The sequence below is a fragment of the Streptomyces capparidis genome (assembly GCF_054782095.1).
Genome location: NZ_BAAGTD010000017.1, coordinates 61,756 through 79,775, shown reverse-complemented (window position 1 = coordinate 79,775; position 18,020 = coordinate 61,756). Strand labels below are relative to the sequence as shown.

Annotated in this window: 17 protein-coding genes and 1 tRNA gene; 14 read left to right on the top strand and 4 right to left on the bottom strand. The window is 73.2% G+C overall.

The features are described from left to right. Positions 1 to 29: 29 nt before the first annotated feature. Complete coding sequence (locus ACYVO2_RS16025) at positions 30 to 1,424, bottom strand: FAD-dependent oxidoreductase (protein ID WP_461008475.1); 1,395 nt, start codon at positions 1,422 to 1,424, stop codon at positions 30 to 32. Positions 1,425 to 1,946: 522 nt separating this feature from the next. On the opposite strand from ACYVO2_RS16025, the gene ACYVO2_RS16020 reads away from it, so the two are divergent. From ACYVO2_RS16020 to ACYVO2_RS15995, 6 genes are all read left to right on the top strand, one after another. Beyond that, complete coding sequence (locus ACYVO2_RS16020; RefSeq protein WP_461008474.1) at positions 1,947 to 3,206, top strand: aminotransferase class I/II-fold pyridoxal phosphate-dependent enzyme; 1,260 nt, start codon at positions 1,947 to 1,949, stop codon at positions 3,204 to 3,206. Between the two features lie 421 nt (positions 3,207 to 3,627). Further along, positions 3,628 to 5,037 carry an ergothioneine biosynthesis glutamate--cysteine ligase EgtA gene (egtA, locus tag ACYVO2_RS16015; protein ID WP_461008473.1) on the top strand — a complete coding sequence of 470 codons (1,410 nt, stop codon included), beginning with the start codon at positions 3,628 to 3,630 and terminating at the stop codon, positions 5,035 to 5,037. A gap of 104 nt (positions 5,038 to 5,141) precedes the next feature. Continuing rightward, positions 5,142 to 6,440, top strand: coding sequence for an ergothioneine biosynthesis protein EgtB (egtB, locus tag ACYVO2_RS16010; protein ID WP_461008539.1), 1,299 nt, complete (start codon positions 5,142 to 5,144; stop codon positions 6,438 to 6,440). Beyond that, the gene (gene egtC / locus ACYVO2_RS16005; protein ID WP_461008472.1) at positions 6,440 to 7,219 is read left to right on the top strand and encodes an ergothioneine biosynthesis protein EgtC; all 780 of its coding nucleotides are present in this window, start codon (positions 6,440 to 6,442) and stop codon (positions 7,217 to 7,219) included. Before egtB ends, egtC begins: the two co-directional genes overlap by 1 nt. After that, positions 7,216 to 8,190, top strand: coding sequence for an L-histidine N(alpha)-methyltransferase (gene egtD / locus ACYVO2_RS16000; RefSeq protein ID WP_461008471.1), 975 nt, complete (start codon positions 7,216 to 7,218; stop codon positions 8,188 to 8,190). The genes egtC and egtD overlap by 4 nt, the downstream gene beginning before the upstream one ends. A gap of 92 nt (positions 8,191 to 8,282) precedes the next feature. Then, positions 8,283 to 8,356, top strand: a tRNA-Pro gene (locus ACYVO2_RS15995). A gap of 119 nt (positions 8,357 to 8,475) precedes the next feature. On the opposite strand, the gene ACYVO2_RS15990 is transcribed toward ACYVO2_RS15995, so the two are convergent. Next, positions 8,476 to 8,661 carry a tyrosine-type recombinase/integrase gene (locus ACYVO2_RS15990; RefSeq protein ID WP_461008470.1) on the bottom strand — a complete coding sequence of 62 codons (186 nt, stop codon included), beginning with the start codon at positions 8,659 to 8,661 and terminating at the stop codon, positions 8,476 to 8,478. Positions 8,662 to 9,393: 732 nt separating this feature from the next. On the opposite strand from ACYVO2_RS15990, the gene ACYVO2_RS15985 reads away from it, so the two are divergent. Together ACYVO2_RS15985 and ACYVO2_RS15980 are read left to right on the top strand one after the other, a co-directional pair. Then, positions 9,394 to 10,212, top strand: a complete 819-nt coding sequence (locus tag ACYVO2_RS15985) for a DUF4231 domain-containing protein (RefSeq protein ID WP_461008469.1) — start codon at positions 9,394 to 9,396, stop codon at positions 10,210 to 10,212. A 389-nt stretch (positions 10,213 to 10,601) separates the two neighbouring features. Beyond that, positions 10,602 to 11,009: a helix-turn-helix domain-containing protein gene (locus tag ACYVO2_RS15980; protein ID WP_461008468.1), complete on the top strand. Its 408-nt coding sequence runs from the start codon at positions 10,602 to 10,604 to the stop codon at positions 11,007 to 11,009. Positions 11,010 to 11,058: 49 nt separating this feature from the next. Here the strand turns inward: ACYVO2_RS15980 and ACYVO2_RS15975 are convergent, their stop codons facing one another. Together ACYVO2_RS15975 and ACYVO2_RS15970 are read right to left on the bottom strand one after the other, a co-directional pair. Beyond that, the gene (locus tag ACYVO2_RS15975) at positions 11,059 to 11,661 is read right to left on the bottom strand and encodes a ClpP family protease (RefSeq protein WP_461008467.1); all 603 of its coding nucleotides are present in this window, start codon (positions 11,659 to 11,661) and stop codon (positions 11,059 to 11,061) included. A 1-nt stretch (position 11,662) separates the two neighbouring features. Continuing rightward, positions 11,663 to 12,301 (bottom strand): ATP-dependent Clp protease proteolytic subunit, encoded by a 639-nt coding sequence (locus tag ACYVO2_RS15970; protein WP_461008466.1) that lies wholly within the window; start codon positions 12,299 to 12,301, stop codon positions 11,663 to 11,665. 426 nt (positions 12,302 to 12,727) lie between these two features. Here ACYVO2_RS15970 and ACYVO2_RS15965 point away from each other — a divergent pair, with 426 nt between their 5' ends. The 6 genes from ACYVO2_RS15965 to ACYVO2_RS15940 all read left to right on the top strand — a co-directional run bounded on the left by ACYVO2_RS15965 (position 12,728) and on the right by ACYVO2_RS15940 (position 18,019). Then, positions 12,728 to 14,338: a penicillin-binding transpeptidase domain-containing protein gene (locus ACYVO2_RS15965; protein ID WP_461008465.1), complete on the top strand. Its 1,611-nt coding sequence runs from the start codon at positions 12,728 to 12,730 to the stop codon at positions 14,336 to 14,338. 271 nt (positions 14,339 to 14,609) lie between these two features. Further along, positions 14,610 to 15,167: a hypothetical protein gene (locus ACYVO2_RS15960; RefSeq protein ID WP_461008464.1), complete on the top strand. Its 558-nt coding sequence runs from the start codon at positions 14,610 to 14,612 to the stop codon at positions 15,165 to 15,167. 3 nt (positions 15,168 to 15,170) lie between these two features. Continuing rightward, entirely contained in the window at positions 15,171 to 16,469 is a 1,299-nt protein-coding gene (locus ACYVO2_RS15955; protein WP_461008463.1) for an SRPBCC family protein, read from the top strand. A 4-nt stretch (positions 16,470 to 16,473) separates the two neighbouring features. After that, complete coding sequence (gene gvpJ / locus ACYVO2_RS15950; RefSeq protein WP_461008462.1) at positions 16,474 to 16,923, top strand: gas vesicle protein GvpJ; 450 nt, start codon at positions 16,474 to 16,476, stop codon at positions 16,921 to 16,923. Beyond that, a complete protein-coding gene (locus tag ACYVO2_RS15945; RefSeq protein WP_461008461.1) occupies positions 16,920 to 17,753 on the top strand; it encodes a GvpL/GvpF family gas vesicle protein in 834 nt (277 codons plus the stop codon). Before gvpJ ends, ACYVO2_RS15945 begins: the two co-directional genes overlap by 4 nt. Next, positions 17,744 to 18,019: a gas vesicle protein GvpG gene (locus tag ACYVO2_RS15940; RefSeq protein WP_461008460.1), complete on the top strand. Its 276-nt coding sequence runs from the start codon at positions 17,744 to 17,746 to the stop codon at positions 18,017 to 18,019. Before ACYVO2_RS15945 ends, ACYVO2_RS15940 begins: the two co-directional genes overlap by 10 nt. Position 18,020: the final 1 nt, after the last annotated feature.

The window sequence follows — 18,020 nt, the reverse complement described above, 5'->3', positions numbered from 1 at the left end:
GGATCCCCGCCCGGCGGCCCCCCACGGCCTCAGCCGCGCCGCCGCCCGGCCAGGTCCGCGGCCACCTCGGCCACCGCCCGGCGCGCCGCGACCAGCACCGGGTCCCACACCGGGGAGAACGGGGGCGCGTAACCGAGGTCGAGCGCCGTCATCTGCTCCACCGTCATCCGGGCGGTGAGCGCCACCGCGCCGACGTCCACCCGCTTGCCCGCGCCCTCCCGGCCCACGATCTGCAACCCGAGCAGCCGCCCGGTGCGCCGCTCGGCCAGCACCTTCACCGTCATCGGCGACGCGTCCGGGTAGTACCCGGCCCGGTTGGTGGCCTCCACCCGCGCCGTCACGAAGCGGAACCCGGCGGCCCGCGCCTGCGCCTCCAGCAGCCCCGTCCTGGCGATCTCCAGCTCGCACACCTTGCTGACGGCGGTGCCCACCACGCCCGGGAAGGTGGCGTAGCCGCCCGCCAGGTTCGCGCCGATGACCTGCCCGTGCTTGTTGGCGTGCGTGCCGAGCGCGATGTGCTGGGTGGTGCCGGACACCAGGTTCAGCACCTCCACGCAGTCACCGCCGGCCCACACCCCCTCCACGCCGCGCACCCGCATCGCCGCGTCGGTGAGCAGCCCGCCGGACGGGCCGAGCGGCAGCCCCGCCTCCCTGGCCAGCGCGGTGTTCGGGCGCACCCCGAGCCCCAGCACCACCAGGTCCGCGGGGAACTCGCGCCCGTCCTCGGCCACCACCGCGGTCGCCCGCCCGTCGCCGTCGGTGCGCAGCTCCCGCACCGCGGCGCCCGTGACCACCTCGATGCCCATGCCGGTCATGGCGTCCCGCACCAGGGCGCCCATGTCCGGGTCCAGGGTGGACATCGGCTGCTCGGCCCGCTCGACCACCGTCACCCGAAGGCCCCGCCGCAGCAGCGCCTCGGCCATCTCCACCCCGATGTAGCCCGCGCCGACCACGACCGCGCGCCGTGCCCGGCCGCCGTCCAGGGTGCTCAGCAGCGCCTCGCCGTCGCCGAGGGTCTGCACCCCGTGCACGTTGGGCGCGTCGATGCCGGGCAGGGACGGGCGCAGGGGCACGGCGCCGGTGGCGATGACCAGGTGGTCGAACTCCGTCCAGCTCTCCTCGCCGCCGTCCAGGTCCCGGGTGCGCACCCGCCGCCGGTTCAGGTCGATCGCCGTCACCTCGGTGCGCAGCCGCACGTCGATGTCCCGCTCCCGGTGCTGCTCGGGCGACCGGGCCACCAGCTTGTCCGGCCCGTCCACGACACCGCCGACCCAGTACGGGATGCCGCAGGCGGAGTACGACGTGTGGTGCCCGCGCTCGAACGCGACGATCTCCAACTCGTCGTGCCCCTTGTGCCGCCGCGCCTGAGAGGCCGCCGACATCCCCGCGGCGTCGCCCCCGACCACGACCAGACGTTCCGCCATGCGCTTCCCTCCGTACCGCTGGACGGCCTGCCACTGCCCGCGGCGTCCGCTGCCCGGACGCCCTGGGGGAACCTTCCCACGTGGGGGCGCGGGGGTGGTGGGACGGGTGGGGTGGAGGGGGCGGGCGTGCCGGGGGAGGGGCCACCCCGCCGGCCCTGCGCCGCATCCCCCTGGCGTGCCCCGCGCCGCAGCCCACGCCTCCCGATCGCGCCGCCCCGCCGAGACCGCCCCGCCGAGACCGCCCCGCCCCGACCGCCCCGCCCCTCGGCCCGTCCTTTCCGCCGAGCGCTTTCCAGGCCGATGTCAGACCCGCCGGTTAACGTGATCGGCGGCTGGAAAGCAGGGACCGGGGCATCCCGGCCGCGGCGGAGGCGAGCGGGAGGCAGGCGAGGAACAGGGCAGGCGGTACAGCAGGCGAGGCGGCCCCCGCCGGGTCGCGGCGCCGTGGCGACCCGCCACCAGGACCACCCCCGGCCGCCCCGGGCGCGCCGCGGGAGCACACCCCAGGGAAGGACCGGCCGCATGATCCCGTTCTTCGACCGCTCGGGCACCAGGAGCGTGAAGTGGGCCACCGCCGGGGCGGAGGCGGACCCGCACCGCATCCCGCTCGGCGTGGCCGACATGGACCTGCCCGGCTTCCCCGCCCTGTTCGACGCCCTGCGCGAGCGCATGGCGCATCCGGCGCTCGGTTACACGCTGCCCGCCCCGGACAGCCGTGAGCTGGTCGCGGCCTGGTACCGGGACGGGTTCGGGGCGCGGATCGACCCGGCGTGGGTGGTCCGGCTTCCGTTCGGCCCGCGCGCCGCCGTCCGGTTCCTGCTGGACGCCGTGGACGGCCCGGGCCCGGTGCTGGCGCCGGGGCCGGAGTACGCGGGCTTCGCGCAGGTGGCCCGCGCGGCGGGCCTGGCGTACGAGGCGATCGCGCTGGAGCGGGCCGCGGACGGCCGCGGGTACCGCCTGCCGGTGGAGGAGTTCGAGGCCAGGGCGGGGAGCGGGCCGGTGCGCGCCGTGGTGCTCAGCAGCCCGCACAACCCGACCGGCAGGGTGTGGTCGCACGAGGAGATACGCCGCCTCGCCCGGGCCGCCGCGGGCGCGGGCGGGGTGCTGATCAGCGACGAGGTGCACAGCGACCTGGTGCACCCCGGCCGCGTCCACCCGGTGGCGGTGGCCGCGGCGGGGGAGGAGGGCCTGGCCGAGCACACCGTCACGGTGCACTCGGTGGGCAAGACGTTCAACGTGAGCGGGCTCGCCGACGCGTTCGCGCTCGTGCCGTCCCCGCGGCTGCGCGAGCGCCTGGTGCGGGCGGTGGAGGGGCACGGCTTCTTCGAGGGCGGCCGGGTCCTGCCCGCGCTGGCGCAGGACACGGCGCTGGCCCGGGGCCGCCCCTGGCGCGACCGGCTGGTGGCGTACCTGGCGGCCAACCGGGAGCTGGCCGTGGGCGCGCTGGCGGCGGTGCCCGGTCTGGTGGCGTGCGAGCCGGAGGCGTCGTACCTGCTGTGGCTGGACGGCTCGGCGCTGCCCGTCCCCGCGGGCCGCTCGGCGCGGGAGCACCTGCTGGCCGAGTGGGGTCTGGACGTGCAGGACGGCGCGGCGTACGGCCCGGACGGGGCGGGTTTCCTGCGGCTGAATCTCGCCCTGCCGCGTCCCCAACTGGAGGAGGCCCTGGCGCGGCTGGCCGCCGCCGCGGCCCAGGGGGCGCCGCCGTCCCGGGATGCGGGCGGCGGGCATGACCGGCGGACGGCTGGGCATGCAGGTTCAGGGCCCGCCCCGGGCCCGCCGTGACCGGCCGCCGCTCACCGGGCGTGCGCGGCACCGGGAATGCCCCGGTCGCCGCCCGTGCAGCGGCCTGTTTCAGCCAACCCATACCCAAAAAGCCGTTCTGCGAATAAGATCCCCATCTGCACCCCCTGTACCACCGATCGCATCCCCGACGCACACCCCAGCGGCACCCCCGATGGACCCGTCACCGCACCGGCCCATCCCGCTCCACCGTGGGCCGCGCGCCCGCGACCGCGGCCGGGCGAGCCCCGGCCGCGGGGACCCCGCCGGTCGCGGAGCCAAGCCGCACGCCCCGAGCCGGACACCGCCCGTCAAGGAGCCGACCACCGACAACCCACGCCCGCCCGCGGTCCGCAACCGGGGCCCGGCCGGGCACCTCGAGGTCCTCACCCACACATCCGAGACCCCTCCGCAGGAGGCCCGTATGCGCGCACTACCCCCGCGTCATCCCGTGCCACCGCCACCCCAGTCCCCGTCCGCCGTGCCCGGCTGGCTGCCGCCGCCCGACCCGCTCACCGCGGCCGCCGCCGAGAGCTATGTGCACGGCATCTGTTTCAAGACCGGCCCGCCCCGCCGGGTCGGCGTCGAACTGGAGTGGATCGTCCAGGACTCCTCCGACCCGGCGCTGCCCGTGGAGCCGTCCCGGCTCACCGGCGCGCTGGCGTCCCTGCCCGACCCCGGGCGGCTCCCCGAAGGAGCCCTGATCACCCGTGAACCCGGCGGCCAGGTTGAGCTCAGCTCCCTCCCCGCCGATTCCCTGCACGACTGCGTCACGGCCGTCCGCCGCGACCTCGGCACCCTGCGCGGCGCCCTCTGCCCGCATGGCCTCACCCTCGCCGGCTGGGGACACGAGCCCTGGCGGCACGCCGCGCGCGTGCTCGACCTCCCGCGGTACGCCGCCATGGAGGAGTACTTCGACCGGCACGGCCCCGAGGCGCGCGGCATGATGACCGCGACCGCGTCGGTGCAGGTCTGCGTGGACGCGGGCACCGAGGAGCCGGGCCCCGAGGGCTTCGCCCGCCGCTGGCGGCTGGCGCACCTGCTCGGGCCGGTGCTGCTGGGCGCGTTCGCCAACAGCCCGCTGCGGCTGGGCCGCCCGAGCGGCTGGCGCTCCACCCGCCAGGCCCTGTGGGCGCGGATGGACCCCGGCCGCACCCGGGCCCCGGCGCTGGACGAGGGCACCGATCCCCGCGCCGCCTGGGCCGCGTACGCGCTGGACGCCGCGGTGATGTGCGTCCGCGAGGACGGCGACGGGCCGTGGGCGGTCCCGGGAGGCGTCTCGTTCCGCCGGTGGATAGCCGAGGGAGAGCGCGCCTGCGACGGCGTGCGCCGGGCGCCGACCCTGGACGACCTCGCCTACCACCTGACCACGCTGTTCCCGCCGGTGCGGCCGCGCGGCCACCTGGAGCTGCGCATGATCGACGCCCAGCCCGGCCCCGACGGCTGGATCGTGCCGCTCGCGGTGGTCACCGCCCTGTTCGGGGACCGCGCGGCGGCGGACACCGCGGAGGACGCGGTGCGGGATCTGGCCCCGCCCGGGGTGCCCGCGCCGCGCAACCCGGTCTGGCTGCGCGCCGCCCGCCACGGCCTCGCCGACCCGGCGCTGCGCCGGGCCGCGCTCACCTGCTTCACCGCCGCCGCGCGGGCGCTGCCCCGCACCGGCGCGGACGACGCCGTCACCGCCGCCGTCACCGACTTCACCGAACGCTACGTCGCGCGCGGCCGCTGCCCCGCCGACGACCTGCTGGACGCCGTGCGCGGTGCGAGCCCGCGGCCCCTTCCCCGGGCCGGACGCTCCCGCGCACGCACCCCGAAGGAGAACCGAACGTGCTGATCCCGTCCACGCCCGACCAGCACAGCCCCGACCGGCACAGCCCCGACCGGCACAGCCCCGACCGGCACAGCCCCGCCCCCGCCGAGCAGCCCTCCCCGGAGCGCCTGCGCGAGCGCGTGGCCACCCTGCTCACCACCGCACGCGACCGCACCACCCTCCTGACCACCTGCGTGGACGACGCGGACCTCACCGCCCAGCACTCCCCGCTGATGTCGCCGCTGGTGTGGGACCTGGCGCACATAGGCAACCAGGAGGAGCTGTGGCTGCTGCGCGACGTCGGCGGCCGCGACCCGATGCACCCGGAGATCGACACCCTCTACGACGCCTTCGAGCACCCCCGCGCCAGCCGCCCCAGCCTTCCGCTGCTGCCGCCCGCCGAGGCCCGCGCCTACGCCGCCGAGGTCCGCTCCCGGGTGCTCGACCTGCTCGGCCACGCACCGCTCGAGGGCCGCGAGCTCCTCGACGGCGGCTTCGTCTTCGGCATGATCGCCCAGCACGAGCAGCAGCACGACGAGACGATGCTCATCACCCACCAGTTGCGCCGCGGCCCGGCCGTGCTCAGCGCGCCCCCGCCCCCGTCCCCGCCCGCCGGAGCGGCCCCCCTCCCCGCGGAAACGTTCGTCCCCGGGGGCCCGTTCACCATGGGCACCTCCACCGAGCCGTGGGCGCTGGACAACGAGCGCCCCGCCCACCGGGCGCACGTCGACCCGTTCTGGATCGACACCGCCCCCGTCACCAACGCCGCCTACACCGCCTTCGTCGAGGACGGCGGCTACGACGACCCGCGCTGGTGGACCGCCGAGGGCTGGGCCCACCGCAACCGCGCGGACCTCACCGCGCCCCTGTACTGGACCCGCGACGGCGGCCAGTGGCTGCGCCGCCGCTTCGGCGTGACCGAGCCCGTCCCCGCGGACGAGCCGGTGCTGCACGTCAGTTGGTACGAGGCCGACGCGTACGCCCGCTGGGCCGGGCGCCGCCTGCCCACCGAGGCCGAGTGGGAGAAGGCCGCCAGGTTCGACCCCTCGACCGGCCGCTCCCTGCGCTATCCGTGGGGCGACGCCGACCCCGGGCCCGAGCACGCCAACCTCGCCCAGCGCCACCTGCGGCCCGCGCCCGTCGGCAGCTACCCTGCGGGAGCCAGCCCGCTGGGCGTCCACCAGCTCATCGGCGACGTCTGGGAGTGGACCGCATCCGACTTCCTGCCCTATCCGGGCTTCCGGGCCTTCCCCTACCGCGAGTACTCCGAGGTGTTCTTCGGCCCCGAGTACAAGGTCCTGCGCGGCGGCTCCTTCGCCGTGGACCCGGTGGCCTGCCGCGGCACGTTCCGCAACTGGGACTACCCCGTCCGGCGCCAGATCTTCTCCGGGTTCCGCACCGCCCGCACCGCGGAGGAGGCCGTCTGATGTGCCGCCACCTGGCCTACCTCGGCCCCCGGGTCCCCCTGCGCGAGGTGCTGACCGAGCCCGAGTGGAGCCTGTACCGGCAGTCCTGGGCCCCGCGCAGGCAGGCGCACGGCACGGTCAACGCGGACGGGTTCGGCGTCGGCTGGTACGCCGAGGACGACCCGGTCCCGGCCCGCTACCGCAGGGCCGTCCCCATATGGGCCGACCCGTCCCTGCTCGACCTCACCCGGGTCGTCCGCACCCACGCCCTGCTGGCCGCCGTGCGCTCCGCGACCGCGGGCACCTCGGCGGACGAGTCCTCCGCCGCCCCCTACACCGCGGGCCAGTGGCTGTTCAGCCACAACGGCGCCCTGCCCGGCTGGCCGTCCACCGTCGCCGAGGCCGCGCGGAGCCTGCCCGCGGAGGAACTGCTCTCCCTGGAGTCCCGCTGCGACTCGGCGCTGGTGTGGGCCCTGGTGCTGCACGGCCTGAGGTCGGGCGCCCCGCCGCACCGGGCCCTCGCCGACACCATCGCCCGCCTCGGCACCGGCCGCCTCAACCTCCTGCTCACCGACGGCACCACCATCACCGCCACCGCCTGGGGCGACACCCTGTACTACCGCCAGGCCCCCGGGCGCGTCCTGGTCGCCTCGGAGCCCACCGGGGACGACCCCGACTGGACGGAGGTCCCCGACCACACCCTGCTCCGGGCCACCCGCTTCACGGTGGAACTCACCCCCCTCACGGGTCTCACCACCACCCCAACCCCCACCGCAGCCGCAGAGAGGACCCACCCGTGAGCCCGTACACCCTCACCCGCCGCATCCCCGCCGACGCCGCGGGCGCCGCCCTGCGCGACGACGTCCTGCGCGGCCTGACCGCCGCCCCGAAGTGGCTGCCGCCCAAGTGGTTCTACGACGCCAGGGGCAGCGAGCTGTTCGAGGAGATCACCCGCCTGCCCGAGTACTACCCCACCAGGACCGAACGGGAGATCCTCACCGCCCGCGCCGCCGAGGCGGCAGCCCTCACCCGCGCCCACACCCTGGTCGAGCTGGGCTCCGGCTCCTCGGAGAAGACCCGCCTGCTCATCGACGCCCTGCGGGCCACCGGCACCCTGCGCCGCTACACCCCCGTGGACGTCAGCGAGACCGCGCTGCGCCAGGCCGCGACGGCCCTCGCCGCCGACTACCCCGGCCTGGATGTCCACGCCCTGATCGCCGACTTCACCTCCCCCCTCGACCTGGACGACGCCTCCCGGGGCCCGGCCCTGCTGGCGTTCCTCGGCGGCACCATAGGCAACCTCCTCCCCGCGGAGCGCGCCGCCTTCCTCACCGCCCTCCGCACCCACCTGCGCCCCGGGGACGCCCTGCTGCTGGGCACCGACCTGGTCAAGGAGGAGAAGACCCTGGTCGCCGCCTACGACGACAGCGCGGGCGTCACCGCCGCCTTCAACAAGAACGTCCTGTCCGTCCTCAACCGCGAGCTCGGCGCGGACTTCGACCCCGAGGCGTTCGACCACGTGGCCCTGTGGGACCCCACCCACGAGTGGATGGAGATGCGCCTGCGCGCCCGCCACGCCCACACCGTCAAGATCCCCGCCCTGGACCTGGCCGTCCCCTTCGACGAGGGCGAGGACCTCCGCACCGAGATCTCCGCCAAGTTCCGCCGCGAAACCCTCACCACGGAACTCACCCGTGCGGGCCTCACCCTCACCCACTGGTGGCCCGACCCCGCCACCCGCTTCGCCCTGTCCCTCTCCACCCCCTCGTAACCCTCCGCACCCACCCCCTCACCCACCCGCAAGATCGTTACCACCCACCCCCCGAGATGCGGTACTGTTCTCTTGCTCGCCCAAACGAGCACCGGGACGTGGCGCAGCTTGGTAGCGCACTTGACTGGGGGTCAAGGGGTCGTGGGTTCAAATCCCGCCGTCCCGACACTGGTCAGAGGCCCCTTGGGATCTTCCCAAGGGGCCTCTGACATCAGCGGGTGACATCAACGCGTCACTCAGACGGCCGCAGGGCACCCCGCCGGGCTATCGTCGCCCTCTTCCTCGTCATCCGGACCCAAGCGCGTCGTCCATGCGCTCCGCGGCGGCCTTCAGCGTCGTGTCCATCACGTGCGGGTACGTGTCCAGCATCATCCTGATCGTGCTGTGACCGAGCGTTTCCATGATGGTCCGCGCGTCCACGCCCTGCGCCAGCAGCAGCGATGCCCAGGTGTGCCGCACGTCGAAGTCCATGTCGCCCCACTCAGTGCGAGCGCTTTCCCGTGACGCAGTCCTACGGAGAGCAGCGGCCGCAGCGCGTATAGCCGGTGTGACCGTGGCATTGAGCGGCATTCAGCACTCCTGCTCCTGCTAGAAGAGCAGACCGCGTCCAGGCAGCACAGGTAGCCGTCACGGAAGTAGGTGTCGAGGTGCAGCCGCGCGTCGGCGGGGCTGAGCCGGTGGACGGTACCGAGCCGACCGCGATCTTGGCGGCACGCCGCCCTCATCTACCGAAATGATCAGGAGGAACTCGATCTTGAGGGGCCTGAATGAACTGTTCGAACTGGTGTAGGCGTTTGCGGCTTGTTCGCTGACAATCGATGGTCGCTCTCGCTCGGGCATCACTCGACTCATCCACATAATGGTAGCGAATGGAGTGAACCTGGTGCATCGAGGTAGAAGGTGGCTCAACTTGGAACGCGCCAAACGCCAGTCGCGGACGGCTGCTGACGTATATGCTCGCTCACGATGACGTTTGAGCAGCTCTCTGTAAGTCCGTTAGCGGCGGTCGCACTCGGCTCCGTCCTCACTCTGTTGGGTGTTGCGGCTGGAGCCGCGGTAGTCATTGCTGGTCTCCGCTTCATTAGTGGAACGTCCTCTTGGCGTGACCCGCCTCCGCAATCCCCGCTGGCCCGGCTCTCTCGCCGTAGCCGCTTGACCCCTCGCCTACGTGCAAGACAGGATGAAAGGAGCGAGTTATCTGCCATGTCGAACCCCGCATCATCTGGGAATACGATCGACTCCCTGATCCGGCATCGGGAAGAGATTGCCGAACTTCGCCGTCAGATCAGGCTCACCCGCACGCGTAACAGCCTCATGTGGGGCTTTGGCGCGACCGCTGCTCTCGTGGTTCTCTGCTTTGCTGTGGCCACCGCGCTCACTTGGCGAGAGCAAGACATGCTCCGCCCCAATTTAGCTGGCGGTATCGTGGCCGCCGTCTTTGCGGTGCTTGCAGTGTCTGCCTACTACATGCCCGACGGTCAAGGTACTGTAAAGCATCCGGTCGCCAAGCTGAAACTGCAACTGGAGCTCGCTGAAGAACGCAGGATCCTCGAGGCTTCGAGGCTGAGTCAACCTGCATATGATCGGCAGTTCTCCTACAAAGATTCCATGCCCAAGGAGATCGAACGCCTGCGCAATGAGTCGCGTCACTATCGGCGTTTGCATAACCTATTGCAGTGGACCCTCATCCTTGCCTCCGCGGCGATCCCCGCGGTTGCGGCCGTATATGACCCGCCGCAACCAGGGAAAACAATCCTAATCGCTCTTGGGGCCATCGTCACCGTTGTAACCAGCGTCACCGGCTACTTTAAGTTCCGCGAGCGCAGCTTCAACCTCCAGCAGACTGCCGACGAGATTGAGAAGCACGCCACGGCTCTTGAACTGGCGATCCGCCCATACAATTCCACGGATGATAAGAATTTGGAGGCGTTTGCTGAGAATGTCGAGACCCTGCGCATGGAACAGCGTAAGCGAGAGCAGCAACTTGACCAGCCCCACGAAGGGCGTGACCAAGTTGTCTAAGTCTCGGATGATTCGCTGATTGTGTGCGGAATTAGCCCATGTGGCCCCGTTTCTGTGTCGTGGAGCCATCAGCATGTTGGAGATGTGAGCGGGGCCGTCCCTGGGCGTCAAAACGTGAACCATGATGCGCACAGGGTGCGGGGTACTCGCTGTGGCCGCTTCTCGGCCGGCCCGGTGCCACTCGGTCGGGTCTGCTCACCACGGTGTGGGGGAGGTGTGAGTGGCGCCATCACCTGGGGAGGGGCGTGGTGCGCGGCTATTGCGTCTGTGTCCTTGTACTCGGCCCCGAGTGGTTCGTCTGCTTGGGGCGCATCCGGGCGGCCGGAGGCTTCACCCAGGGCAGAATGCCGCTCCCTTCCGTCGGCGTGGGGGATCCCTAGGCTGAAGGGGTGAGTACTCATGCGCCGAACGAAGCCCGCGTCATTCCGTTGAGCCCGCAGGGCTCGCCGCCCGGGGCGCGCGGCCCGCAGCGGCCGGAGGGGGTTCCGCGGGCGCCCGCGCCGAGGGAGCCTCTGTGGCGCGATCTGGTGGGGGGTGTGCTGCGGCGGGAGCGGCTCGCCCAGGAGCGGACGTTGAAGGATGTGGCGGAGGCGGCTCGGATCTCGATGCCGTATCTGTCGGAGCTGGAGCGCGGGCGCAAGGAGGGGTCGTCGGAGGTGCTGGCGGCCGCGGCGCAGGCTCTCGGGCTCGGGCTCGGGGACCTGCTCTCGCTCGCTCAGGAGGAGCTGAGCCGGGTGGGACGGGGGCGTAGTACGTCGCCCACGGCGCGGTACGACGGTCTGTGCCTCGCCGCCTGACCGGTACGGCGGGGCGCGCCACCGCCGTACCGGCGTCCCGGCCGCGGGGTCAGGCGAACGCGAGCCGTCGGCTCAGCACCTCGTCGGCGACCCCGTAGGCGACGGCCTCCTCGGCGGTGAGCACCTTGTCCCGGTCCATGTCCGCGCGCAGCGTCGCCACGTCGTGATGGGTGTGCCGGGACAGGACCTCCTCCACCTGCGAGCGGATGCGGACCACCTCCTTGGCCGCGAGGCTGAGGTCGGAGACCGTCCCCTGCCGGCCGCCGCTGGCCGGCTGGCCGAGCAGCACCCGGGCGTGCTGGAGCACGAACCGCCGCCCGGGGTCCCCGCCGGCCAGCAGCACCGCCGCCGTCGACGCCGCCTGGCCGACGCAGAAGGTGGAGATCGGCGCCTGCACGAACGTCATCGTGTCGTAGATCGCCATCAGCGAGGTGAACGATCCTCCGGGCGAGTTGAGGTAGATCGAGATTTCGCGGTCCGGGTTGGCCGACTCCAGGTGCAGGAGCTGCGCGATGACCACGTTGGCGACCCCGTCGTCGATCTCGGTGCCGAGGAAGATGATCCGCTCGTTGAGCAGCCGGCTGAAGACGTCGTAGGACCGTTCGCCCTGCGCGGTCCGCTCGATGACGTAGGGAACCGTGTACGACCCCATGTCACAACCCCATCCGTCGGCGGGAGGTGGCCGGGCGGATGTCGGTGAGCGACTCCACCACCCGGTCCACGATCCCGTACTCCTTGGCCTGCTCGGCCGTGAACCAGCGGTCCCGGTCGCTGTCCCGCGCGATCGTCTCCTCGCTCTGCCCGGTGTGCTCGGCGGTGATCCGCTCGATGGCCTTCTTGGTGAACTGGAGGTTCTCCGCCTGGATCTCGATGTCCGCGGCGGTGCCGCCGATGCCCGCCGACGGCTGGTGCATCATGATCCGCGCGTTGGGCAGCGCGAACCGCTTGCCGGACGTTCCCACGGTGAGCAGGAACTGGCCCATGCTGGCGGCGAACCCCATCGCCAGCGTCGAGACGTCGTTCGGGATGAGCCGCATGGTGTCGTAGATGGCGAGGCCCGCGGTGACCGACCCGCCGGGGCTGTTGATGTACAGGCTGATGTCGGTGCGCGGGTCCTCCGCCGACAGCAGCAGCAACTGCGCGCACACCCGGTTGGCCGACACGTCGTCGACCTGAGTGCCGAGGACGACGATCCGCTGGGCGAGCAGTTGTGCCGCGAGATGGTCGTCGAAGCGGCTGGGCGGTGTGTCGCCCTCCTCCGAGCGGAGCGGGAGCGCGGTGAGTGAGGTCATCTGGTCTCCTTGCCGTGGCGTGGATGCCGTCGTTGGTGCCGTTGACTCCACTGTTGACCTCGGGGGATTCCCGGAAGCGGTTTCTTCGCCCGCCGCAGATTCGCCACGGGCAGAGTGACGGGGAGAGCGACGGGCCGAGTGACGGCTCCGGCCTTGGGGGCGAGGGGGCGGGGAGGGGCGGGCCGGGTGGGTGTCGCGGTTCCATGTCGAGTCGGCATGGAAGGGTGCAGGAGCGTATTGGCTCGCATGGGTGTGCGAGGGTGAGGGTGGTCCCGGCGCCGGTGGCCGGGCTTCGGGGTGGGATCGTGGCCCTCCGCCCTTCGGGGGGAGGGCGGGCAGGGCCCCGCCGGGGCACGGGCCGGCAGTACCGTCCGCGATCGCTCCGCCGCGTGCGGCGGGGGGGAGTCATGACAAGGAGAGCGTTCGATGAGTGATGCCGGAGAGGTGACCGGCCGGGGCCGCGGGCGTGCCGGGAAGGCGGCGGTGGCGGTGGGGCTGGCGCTGGTGCTCGCCGCGGGCGGGGCGTACGCGGCGGACCTGGGGCCGTTCGCGCCGGAGGGCGCCGGGCTCGACCCGGAGGCGACGGAGCAGGCGCGGGCCTTCCTGGACCACTGGGAGGCGGGCCGCATGTCGGAGGCGGCGGCGCTCACCACGAGCCCCGAGCAGGCCGAGCAGGTGCTGCGCAACTTCACCGCGGGGCTGGACATCAGCGAGCCGATCCTCACCCCGGCGCGGGCCGCGCTCGCCGAGGACGGGGCCGTCACCGTCCCGTTCACCGCCCGGATGCCCATCACCGACCTGGGCACCTGGACGTACTCCTCGGCGCTGCCGCTGAGCGAGCAGCAGGACGGCACCTGGCAGGTGGACTGGGCGCTGTCCCTGGTCCACCCGCACCTGAGCGACACCGAGAAGTTCCGCCTGGAGCGCGAGGACGACGCGGGGCCCGAGGTCACCGACCGCACGGGCGCCCCGCTGAAGGGCGACGCGCACCCCTCCCTGGGTCCGATCCTGGCCCAGTTGTCCGGCGCCGAGGGGGCGGGGCCGCGCGGCGCCGTCCGCCTGGTGGACCGGGACACCGGGGACGTCAGGGGCACGGAGGCCACGTTCGGGAAGAAGCCGGGCAAGCCCATCGCCACCACCATCGACGCCACCTGGCAGGCCGCGGCGGAGGAGGCCCTGGCCGGTGAGGCCGAGGGCAGGTACGGGGCGCTGGTCGCCCTGCGGGTCGACAACGGCGAGATCCTGGCCGTGGCCAACTCCCCGTCCTCCGGGTTCAACCGGGCGGTGTCCGGCACCTACGCGCCCGGCTCCACCTGGAAGATCGTCACCAGTGGCGCGCTGCTGCTCAAGGACGCCGTCAGCCCCGGCGACACCGTGGACTGCCCCAAGTACCTCACGGTGGGGAAGCGGTTCCAGAACGTCGAGACCTCCGAGTACCCGGGCGCGACCTTCCAGAAGGACTTCACCGAGTCCTGCAACACCGCGTTCATCAGCCTGCGCGGCAAGCTCGGCGACGGGGAGCTGGGCGACGTGGCGTCCGAGTACTTCGGCGTCGGCCAGGAGTGGCACGTCGGGATCCCCTCGTACGACGGGTCGGTGCCCGTGCCGCGCGACGAGACGGAGAAGGCGGCCTCGATGATCGGCCAGGGCAGGGTGCAGGCCAACCCGCTGATCATGGCGTCCGTCACCGCGACCGCGGTCTCCGGCAGGTTCCACGAGCCGTCGATCACCGGCGGCACCGAGGACACGACCACCACCACCCCGCTCCCGCGGGACGTCGTGGCGCAGCTTCGCCGGATGATGCGGGCCACCGTCACCGAGGGCACGGCCGGTGTCCTGGCCGATCTGCCGGGCGAGGTCGGCGCGAAGACCGGCACCGCCGAGGTCTCCGCGGAGGAGCCCAACAACGGGTGGATCGTCGCCCACCGCGGGAACGTGGCCGTGGCCTGCGTGGTCGAGAAGGGGGTCACCGGCGGGTCGTCCGCGGGGCCCGTCGTCCGTGACCTGCTGGCGGCGGTGCCGTCCGACCCGGCGTGAGCGGGGCGGTGAGCTGAGGGGGCGGTGAGCTGAGGCCCGCCCTTGCGGAGGAGGCCCGTCGATCCGGGGAAGCCCGGGTCGGCGGGCCTTTTCGTGTGCGGGGTGGTGAGGGTGGCGGGCGGGTGGTGAGGGGGCGGTGCGGGGGTGGTGGGAGCGCGCTGTGAGAACGTCGTCGCGGTAGGTAATTTATTCTTATATGTCGCGGACGTAGATATATTCGGGCAATAGTCGCATCCTGGGATTATTCGTAGCCCACGATCCGAGGCAGGCAATGATCATGAACAACGCCCGGATGGCTCTCGCCCTGGCCGGTGGCTATGCGCTCGGGCGGACCCGCAAGATGCGCTGGGCCCTCACCGTCGCCGGAGTCGCGGCGGGGAGGAAGGCCAAGGCGCGCGGGCTCGCGACCGAGGTGCTGAAGTCCCCGGAGATCGACCGGCTGACGCGGGAGCTGCGCGAACAGGTGCTCTCCGCCGGGCGGACGGCGGCGGTGGCGACCGCCGGGCGCCGCATGGAGGCCCTCAGCGACCGGCTCCAGTCCCGGGCCGAGTCCCTGCGCCCGGGATCGCCGGACGGTGGTCCAGCGGGTGGCGGGGGCGCGCGGGACGAGGGCGCGGGGGACGAGGACCGGGACCGGGAACGGCCGGAGGGCCGGGAGCGCCGCGAGCGGCGCCGGCCCCGGGACGAGGACGGGACCGGCCGCCGCGGGCGCGAGGCCGAGGCGGACGAGGCGGACGAGGCGGACGACAGGGATCAGCGCACCGGCCGGCGTGGGGCCGCCGGGAGGAGGCCCGGCGGAGCACACCGCACGGCGGAGCCGAGGGGATGACGTATGGCTGAGCACACTGACGGCCGGGGCGGACAGGGCGCCCTGGTCAAGGAACTGCCCACCGACCGGCTGCTCCACGAGGCGCAGAACCTGGTGACGGCGCTGGGCGAGCGCGCGCTCACCTCGCTCACGGACAAGGTCGGCGACGTCGCCAAGGGCGAGGGCACCGGCCTGGTCAAAGGGGCCGCGGAGGGCGGGAAGGCCCTGACCGGCGGCGGCTCCCCGCTGAAGGCGCTGGCCTCCACCGGCCTGGGGCACCTCAAGGAGAAGGTCAAGAAGATGCTGCCCGGCGGGGATGGCGGCAAGGGCGCGAAGGTGAAGGTCGTCAACATCGTCGAGGACATCGACGTGGGCGTCCCGATCCGCGTCGCCTACGACCAGTGGACGCAGTTCCAGGACTTCCCGAGCTTCATGAAGAAGGTCGAGTCCGTGGACCGGAAGTCCGAGACGGAGCTCGACTGGAAGGCGCAGGTCTTCTGGTCCCACCGCACCTGGCACTCCAGGGTGATCGAGCAGGTCCCGGACAAGCGGATCGTCTGGCGCTCCAAGGGCGCGAAGGGGTACGTGGACGGCGCGGTGACGTTCCACGAGCTCGGTCCCGAGCTGACCCGGATCCTGCTGGTGCTCCAGTACCACCCGCAGGGCCTCTTCGAGGGCACGGGCAACATCTGGCGGGCCCAGGGCCGCCGCGCCCGGCTGGAGCTGAAGCACTTCCGCCGCCATGTGATGACCGCGACGCTGCTCAAGCCCGACGAGGAGCGGGGCTGGCGCGGGGAGGTCCGCGACGGCGAGGTGGTGGTCAGCGACGAGGACGCCCGCGAGGACGAGCGGGAGCGCGGGGACGAGGACGAGGACGACGCCCGCGGCGGCGGGGACGACGGCGGGCGCGGGGGCCACGAGGAGGCGGAGGCCGCCGGACGGGACCGCGGGGAGCGGCGGGGGCGGGCGGAGGACGACGACGAGTACGCGGACGAGGACGCCGAGGACTACGCGGACGAGGACCGCGAAGCCGGGGACGGCGACCGCGACTCCGCCGATGAGGACCGCGCAGACGACCGTGACGCCGACGACCGTGACGCCGACGACCGTGACGCCGACGACGGCTACCGGGACGAGGACGAGTACCGGGACGAGGACGCGGACGAGGACCTCGAAGAGGAAGAGGAGGACGAGGACGTGGGGGGTGACGAGGACCGGCCCGGGCCCGCGCGCGGGCGCGCGGGGCCCTCGCGGACGGGGGGAAGGCGACCGGCGCCCGCGGCGCGGGAGCGGCGGGGCGAGGACCGGGTGAGGCGGAGGTGACCTGATGACCGTGAGCGGCCGGCAGGGCGGAGTGCTCGACCGCCCCTCGTCCAGCGGCCTGGCCGATGTGATCGACCTGATCCTGGACAAGGGCCTGGTCATCGACGTCTACGTCCGGGTCTCCCTCGTCGGGATCGAGCTGCTGACGATCGACGCGCGGGTCGTGGTGGCCAGCGTCGACACCTATCTGCGGTTCGCGGAGGCGGCCAACCGCCTGGACCTGGCCCGCAGCGGAGACGCCAAGGGGCTGCCCGAGCTCGTCGGCGAGGTGCAGCGCGGCGGTGCCCGGCACAAGACCAAGGGGATGCTGGAGGGCGTGAAGGGCTCGGTGAGCGACGCGCTCGGGCTCGGCGACGACGACCGGCGGGACGAGGAGGAAGAGGATTACGAGGAGCGGCCGCGCCGCAGGCCCCGGCAGCAGAGCCGGGCAGCGCACGAGGAGCGGGAACGGTGACCGCGGAACAGGTGGCCGGCGGGCCCGCGGCGGGGGCGCGGCAGGCCCTGACCGGATGTTATGTGTACGGCGTGGTGCCGCGGACGGCGGACGCCCGCCGGGTCGAGGAGCTTCCCGGAGTGGGCGACCCTGAGGCGCGGATCAGGTTCGTGCCCGGCGGCGGGGTGGCGGCGGTCGTCAGCGACGTCCGCACGGACCGGCCGCTGGGCATGCCGGAGGACCTGCGGGCCCACGCCCGGGTGCTGGACGCGCTGGCGGCGGCGGATGTGCCGGTGGCGCCGTTCCGGTTCGGCACGGTGCTGCCGGACGAGCGGGCCGTCTCCGACGAACTGCTCGGGCAGGGCCGTGACGACTTCGCCGCGGTGCTGCGGACGCTCGACGGGCGGGCGCAGTTCACCGTACGGGCGCGCTATGTGCCGGAGGCCGTGGTGGCCGAGGTGGTCGCCGACGACCCGGGGGTCGCGCGGCTGCGCGAGGAGGTGGCCGCGCTGCCCGAGGACGCGTCGTACTACCGGCGCATCGAGCTGGGCCGCGTGATCAGCGAGGCCGTGGAGGCCAGGCGCAGGCGGGACGCGGCGGTGCTGATGGAGCGGCTGGACGCCTTCGCCGTCGCCTCCAAGGCGGCCGAGGCGGCGGCGGGCGAGGGCCTGGTGGACGCGTCGTTCCTGGTGGAGCGCGGCAGCAGGGAGGCGTTCGAGCGGGAGGCGGAGCGGCTGGCCCACCAGTGGCAGGGCCGCGTCCGCGTCCGGCTGCTCGGGCCGCTGGCCCCCTACGACTACGTGGACGACGCGATGCGGGACGCACGGGAGGGGCGGCCGTCATGGGGCTGATCTCCGGAGTGCTGCTGGCGCCGCTGGCGCCCGTGCGCGCGGTGGTGTGGCTCGCGGAGCAGCTTCGCGAGGCGGGGCTGCGCGAGCTGTACGACCCGGAGTCCATCCGCAGGCGGCTGGAGCAGGTCGAGGAGGCGCGGCAGAGCGGGGACCTCTCCGAGGAGGAGGCCGCCCGCGAGGAGGAGGAACTGGTGGCCCGCCTGATGGCGTCGGCGGGCGCGGGGCTGCCCGGCGGCGGTCCTCCCGGCGGTGTCCCGGAGGTGTGAA

What these genes read in the sequence shown, in the direction of transcription:
- ACYVO2_RS16025 (WP_461008475.1), bottom strand. Translation starts at nt 1,424, where the DNA reads ATGGCGGAACGTCTGGTCGTGGTCGGGGGCGACGCCGCGGGGATGTCG.
- ACYVO2_RS16020 (WP_461008474.1), top strand. Translation starts at nt 1,947, where the DNA reads ATGATCCCGTTCTTCGACCGCTCGGGCACCAGGAGCGTGAAGTGGGCC.
- egtA (WP_461008473.1), top strand. Translation starts at nt 3,628, where the DNA reads ATGCGCGCACTACCCCCGCGTCATCCCGTGCCACCGCCACCCCAGTCC.
- egtC (WP_461008472.1), top strand. Translation starts at nt 6,440, where the DNA reads ATGTGCCGCCACCTGGCCTACCTCGGCCCCCGGGTCCCCCTGCGCGAG.
- ACYVO2_RS15990 (WP_461008470.1), bottom strand. Translation starts at nt 8,661, where the DNA reads ATGGACTTCGACGTGCGGCACACCTGGGCATCGCTGCTGCTGGCGCAG.
- ACYVO2_RS15985 (WP_461008469.1), top strand. Translation starts at nt 9,394, where the DNA reads ATGTCGAACCCCGCATCATCTGGGAATACGATCGACTCCCTGATCCGG.
- ACYVO2_RS15975 (WP_461008467.1), bottom strand. Translation starts at nt 11,661, where the DNA reads ATGGGGTCGTACACGGTTCCCTACGTCATCGAGCGGACCGCGCAGGGC.
- ACYVO2_RS15970 (WP_461008466.1), bottom strand. Translation starts at nt 12,301, where the DNA reads ATGACCTCACTCACCGCGCTCCCGCTCCGCTCGGAGGAGGGCGACACA.
- ACYVO2_RS15965 (WP_461008465.1), top strand. Translation starts at nt 12,728, where the DNA reads ATGAGTGATGCCGGAGAGGTGACCGGCCGGGGCCGCGGGCGTGCCGGG.
- ACYVO2_RS15960 (WP_461008464.1), top strand. Translation starts at nt 14,610, where the DNA reads ATGATCATGAACAACGCCCGGATGGCTCTCGCCCTGGCCGGTGGCTAT.
- ACYVO2_RS15955 (WP_461008463.1), top strand. Translation starts at nt 15,171, where the DNA reads ATGGCTGAGCACACTGACGGCCGGGGCGGACAGGGCGCCCTGGTCAAG.
- gvpJ (WP_461008462.1), top strand. Translation starts at nt 16,474, where the DNA reads ATGACCGTGAGCGGCCGGCAGGGCGGAGTGCTCGACCGCCCCTCGTCC.
- ACYVO2_RS15940 (WP_461008460.1), top strand. Translation starts at nt 17,744, where the DNA reads ATGGGGCTGATCTCCGGAGTGCTGCTGGCGCCGCTGGCGCCCGTGCGC.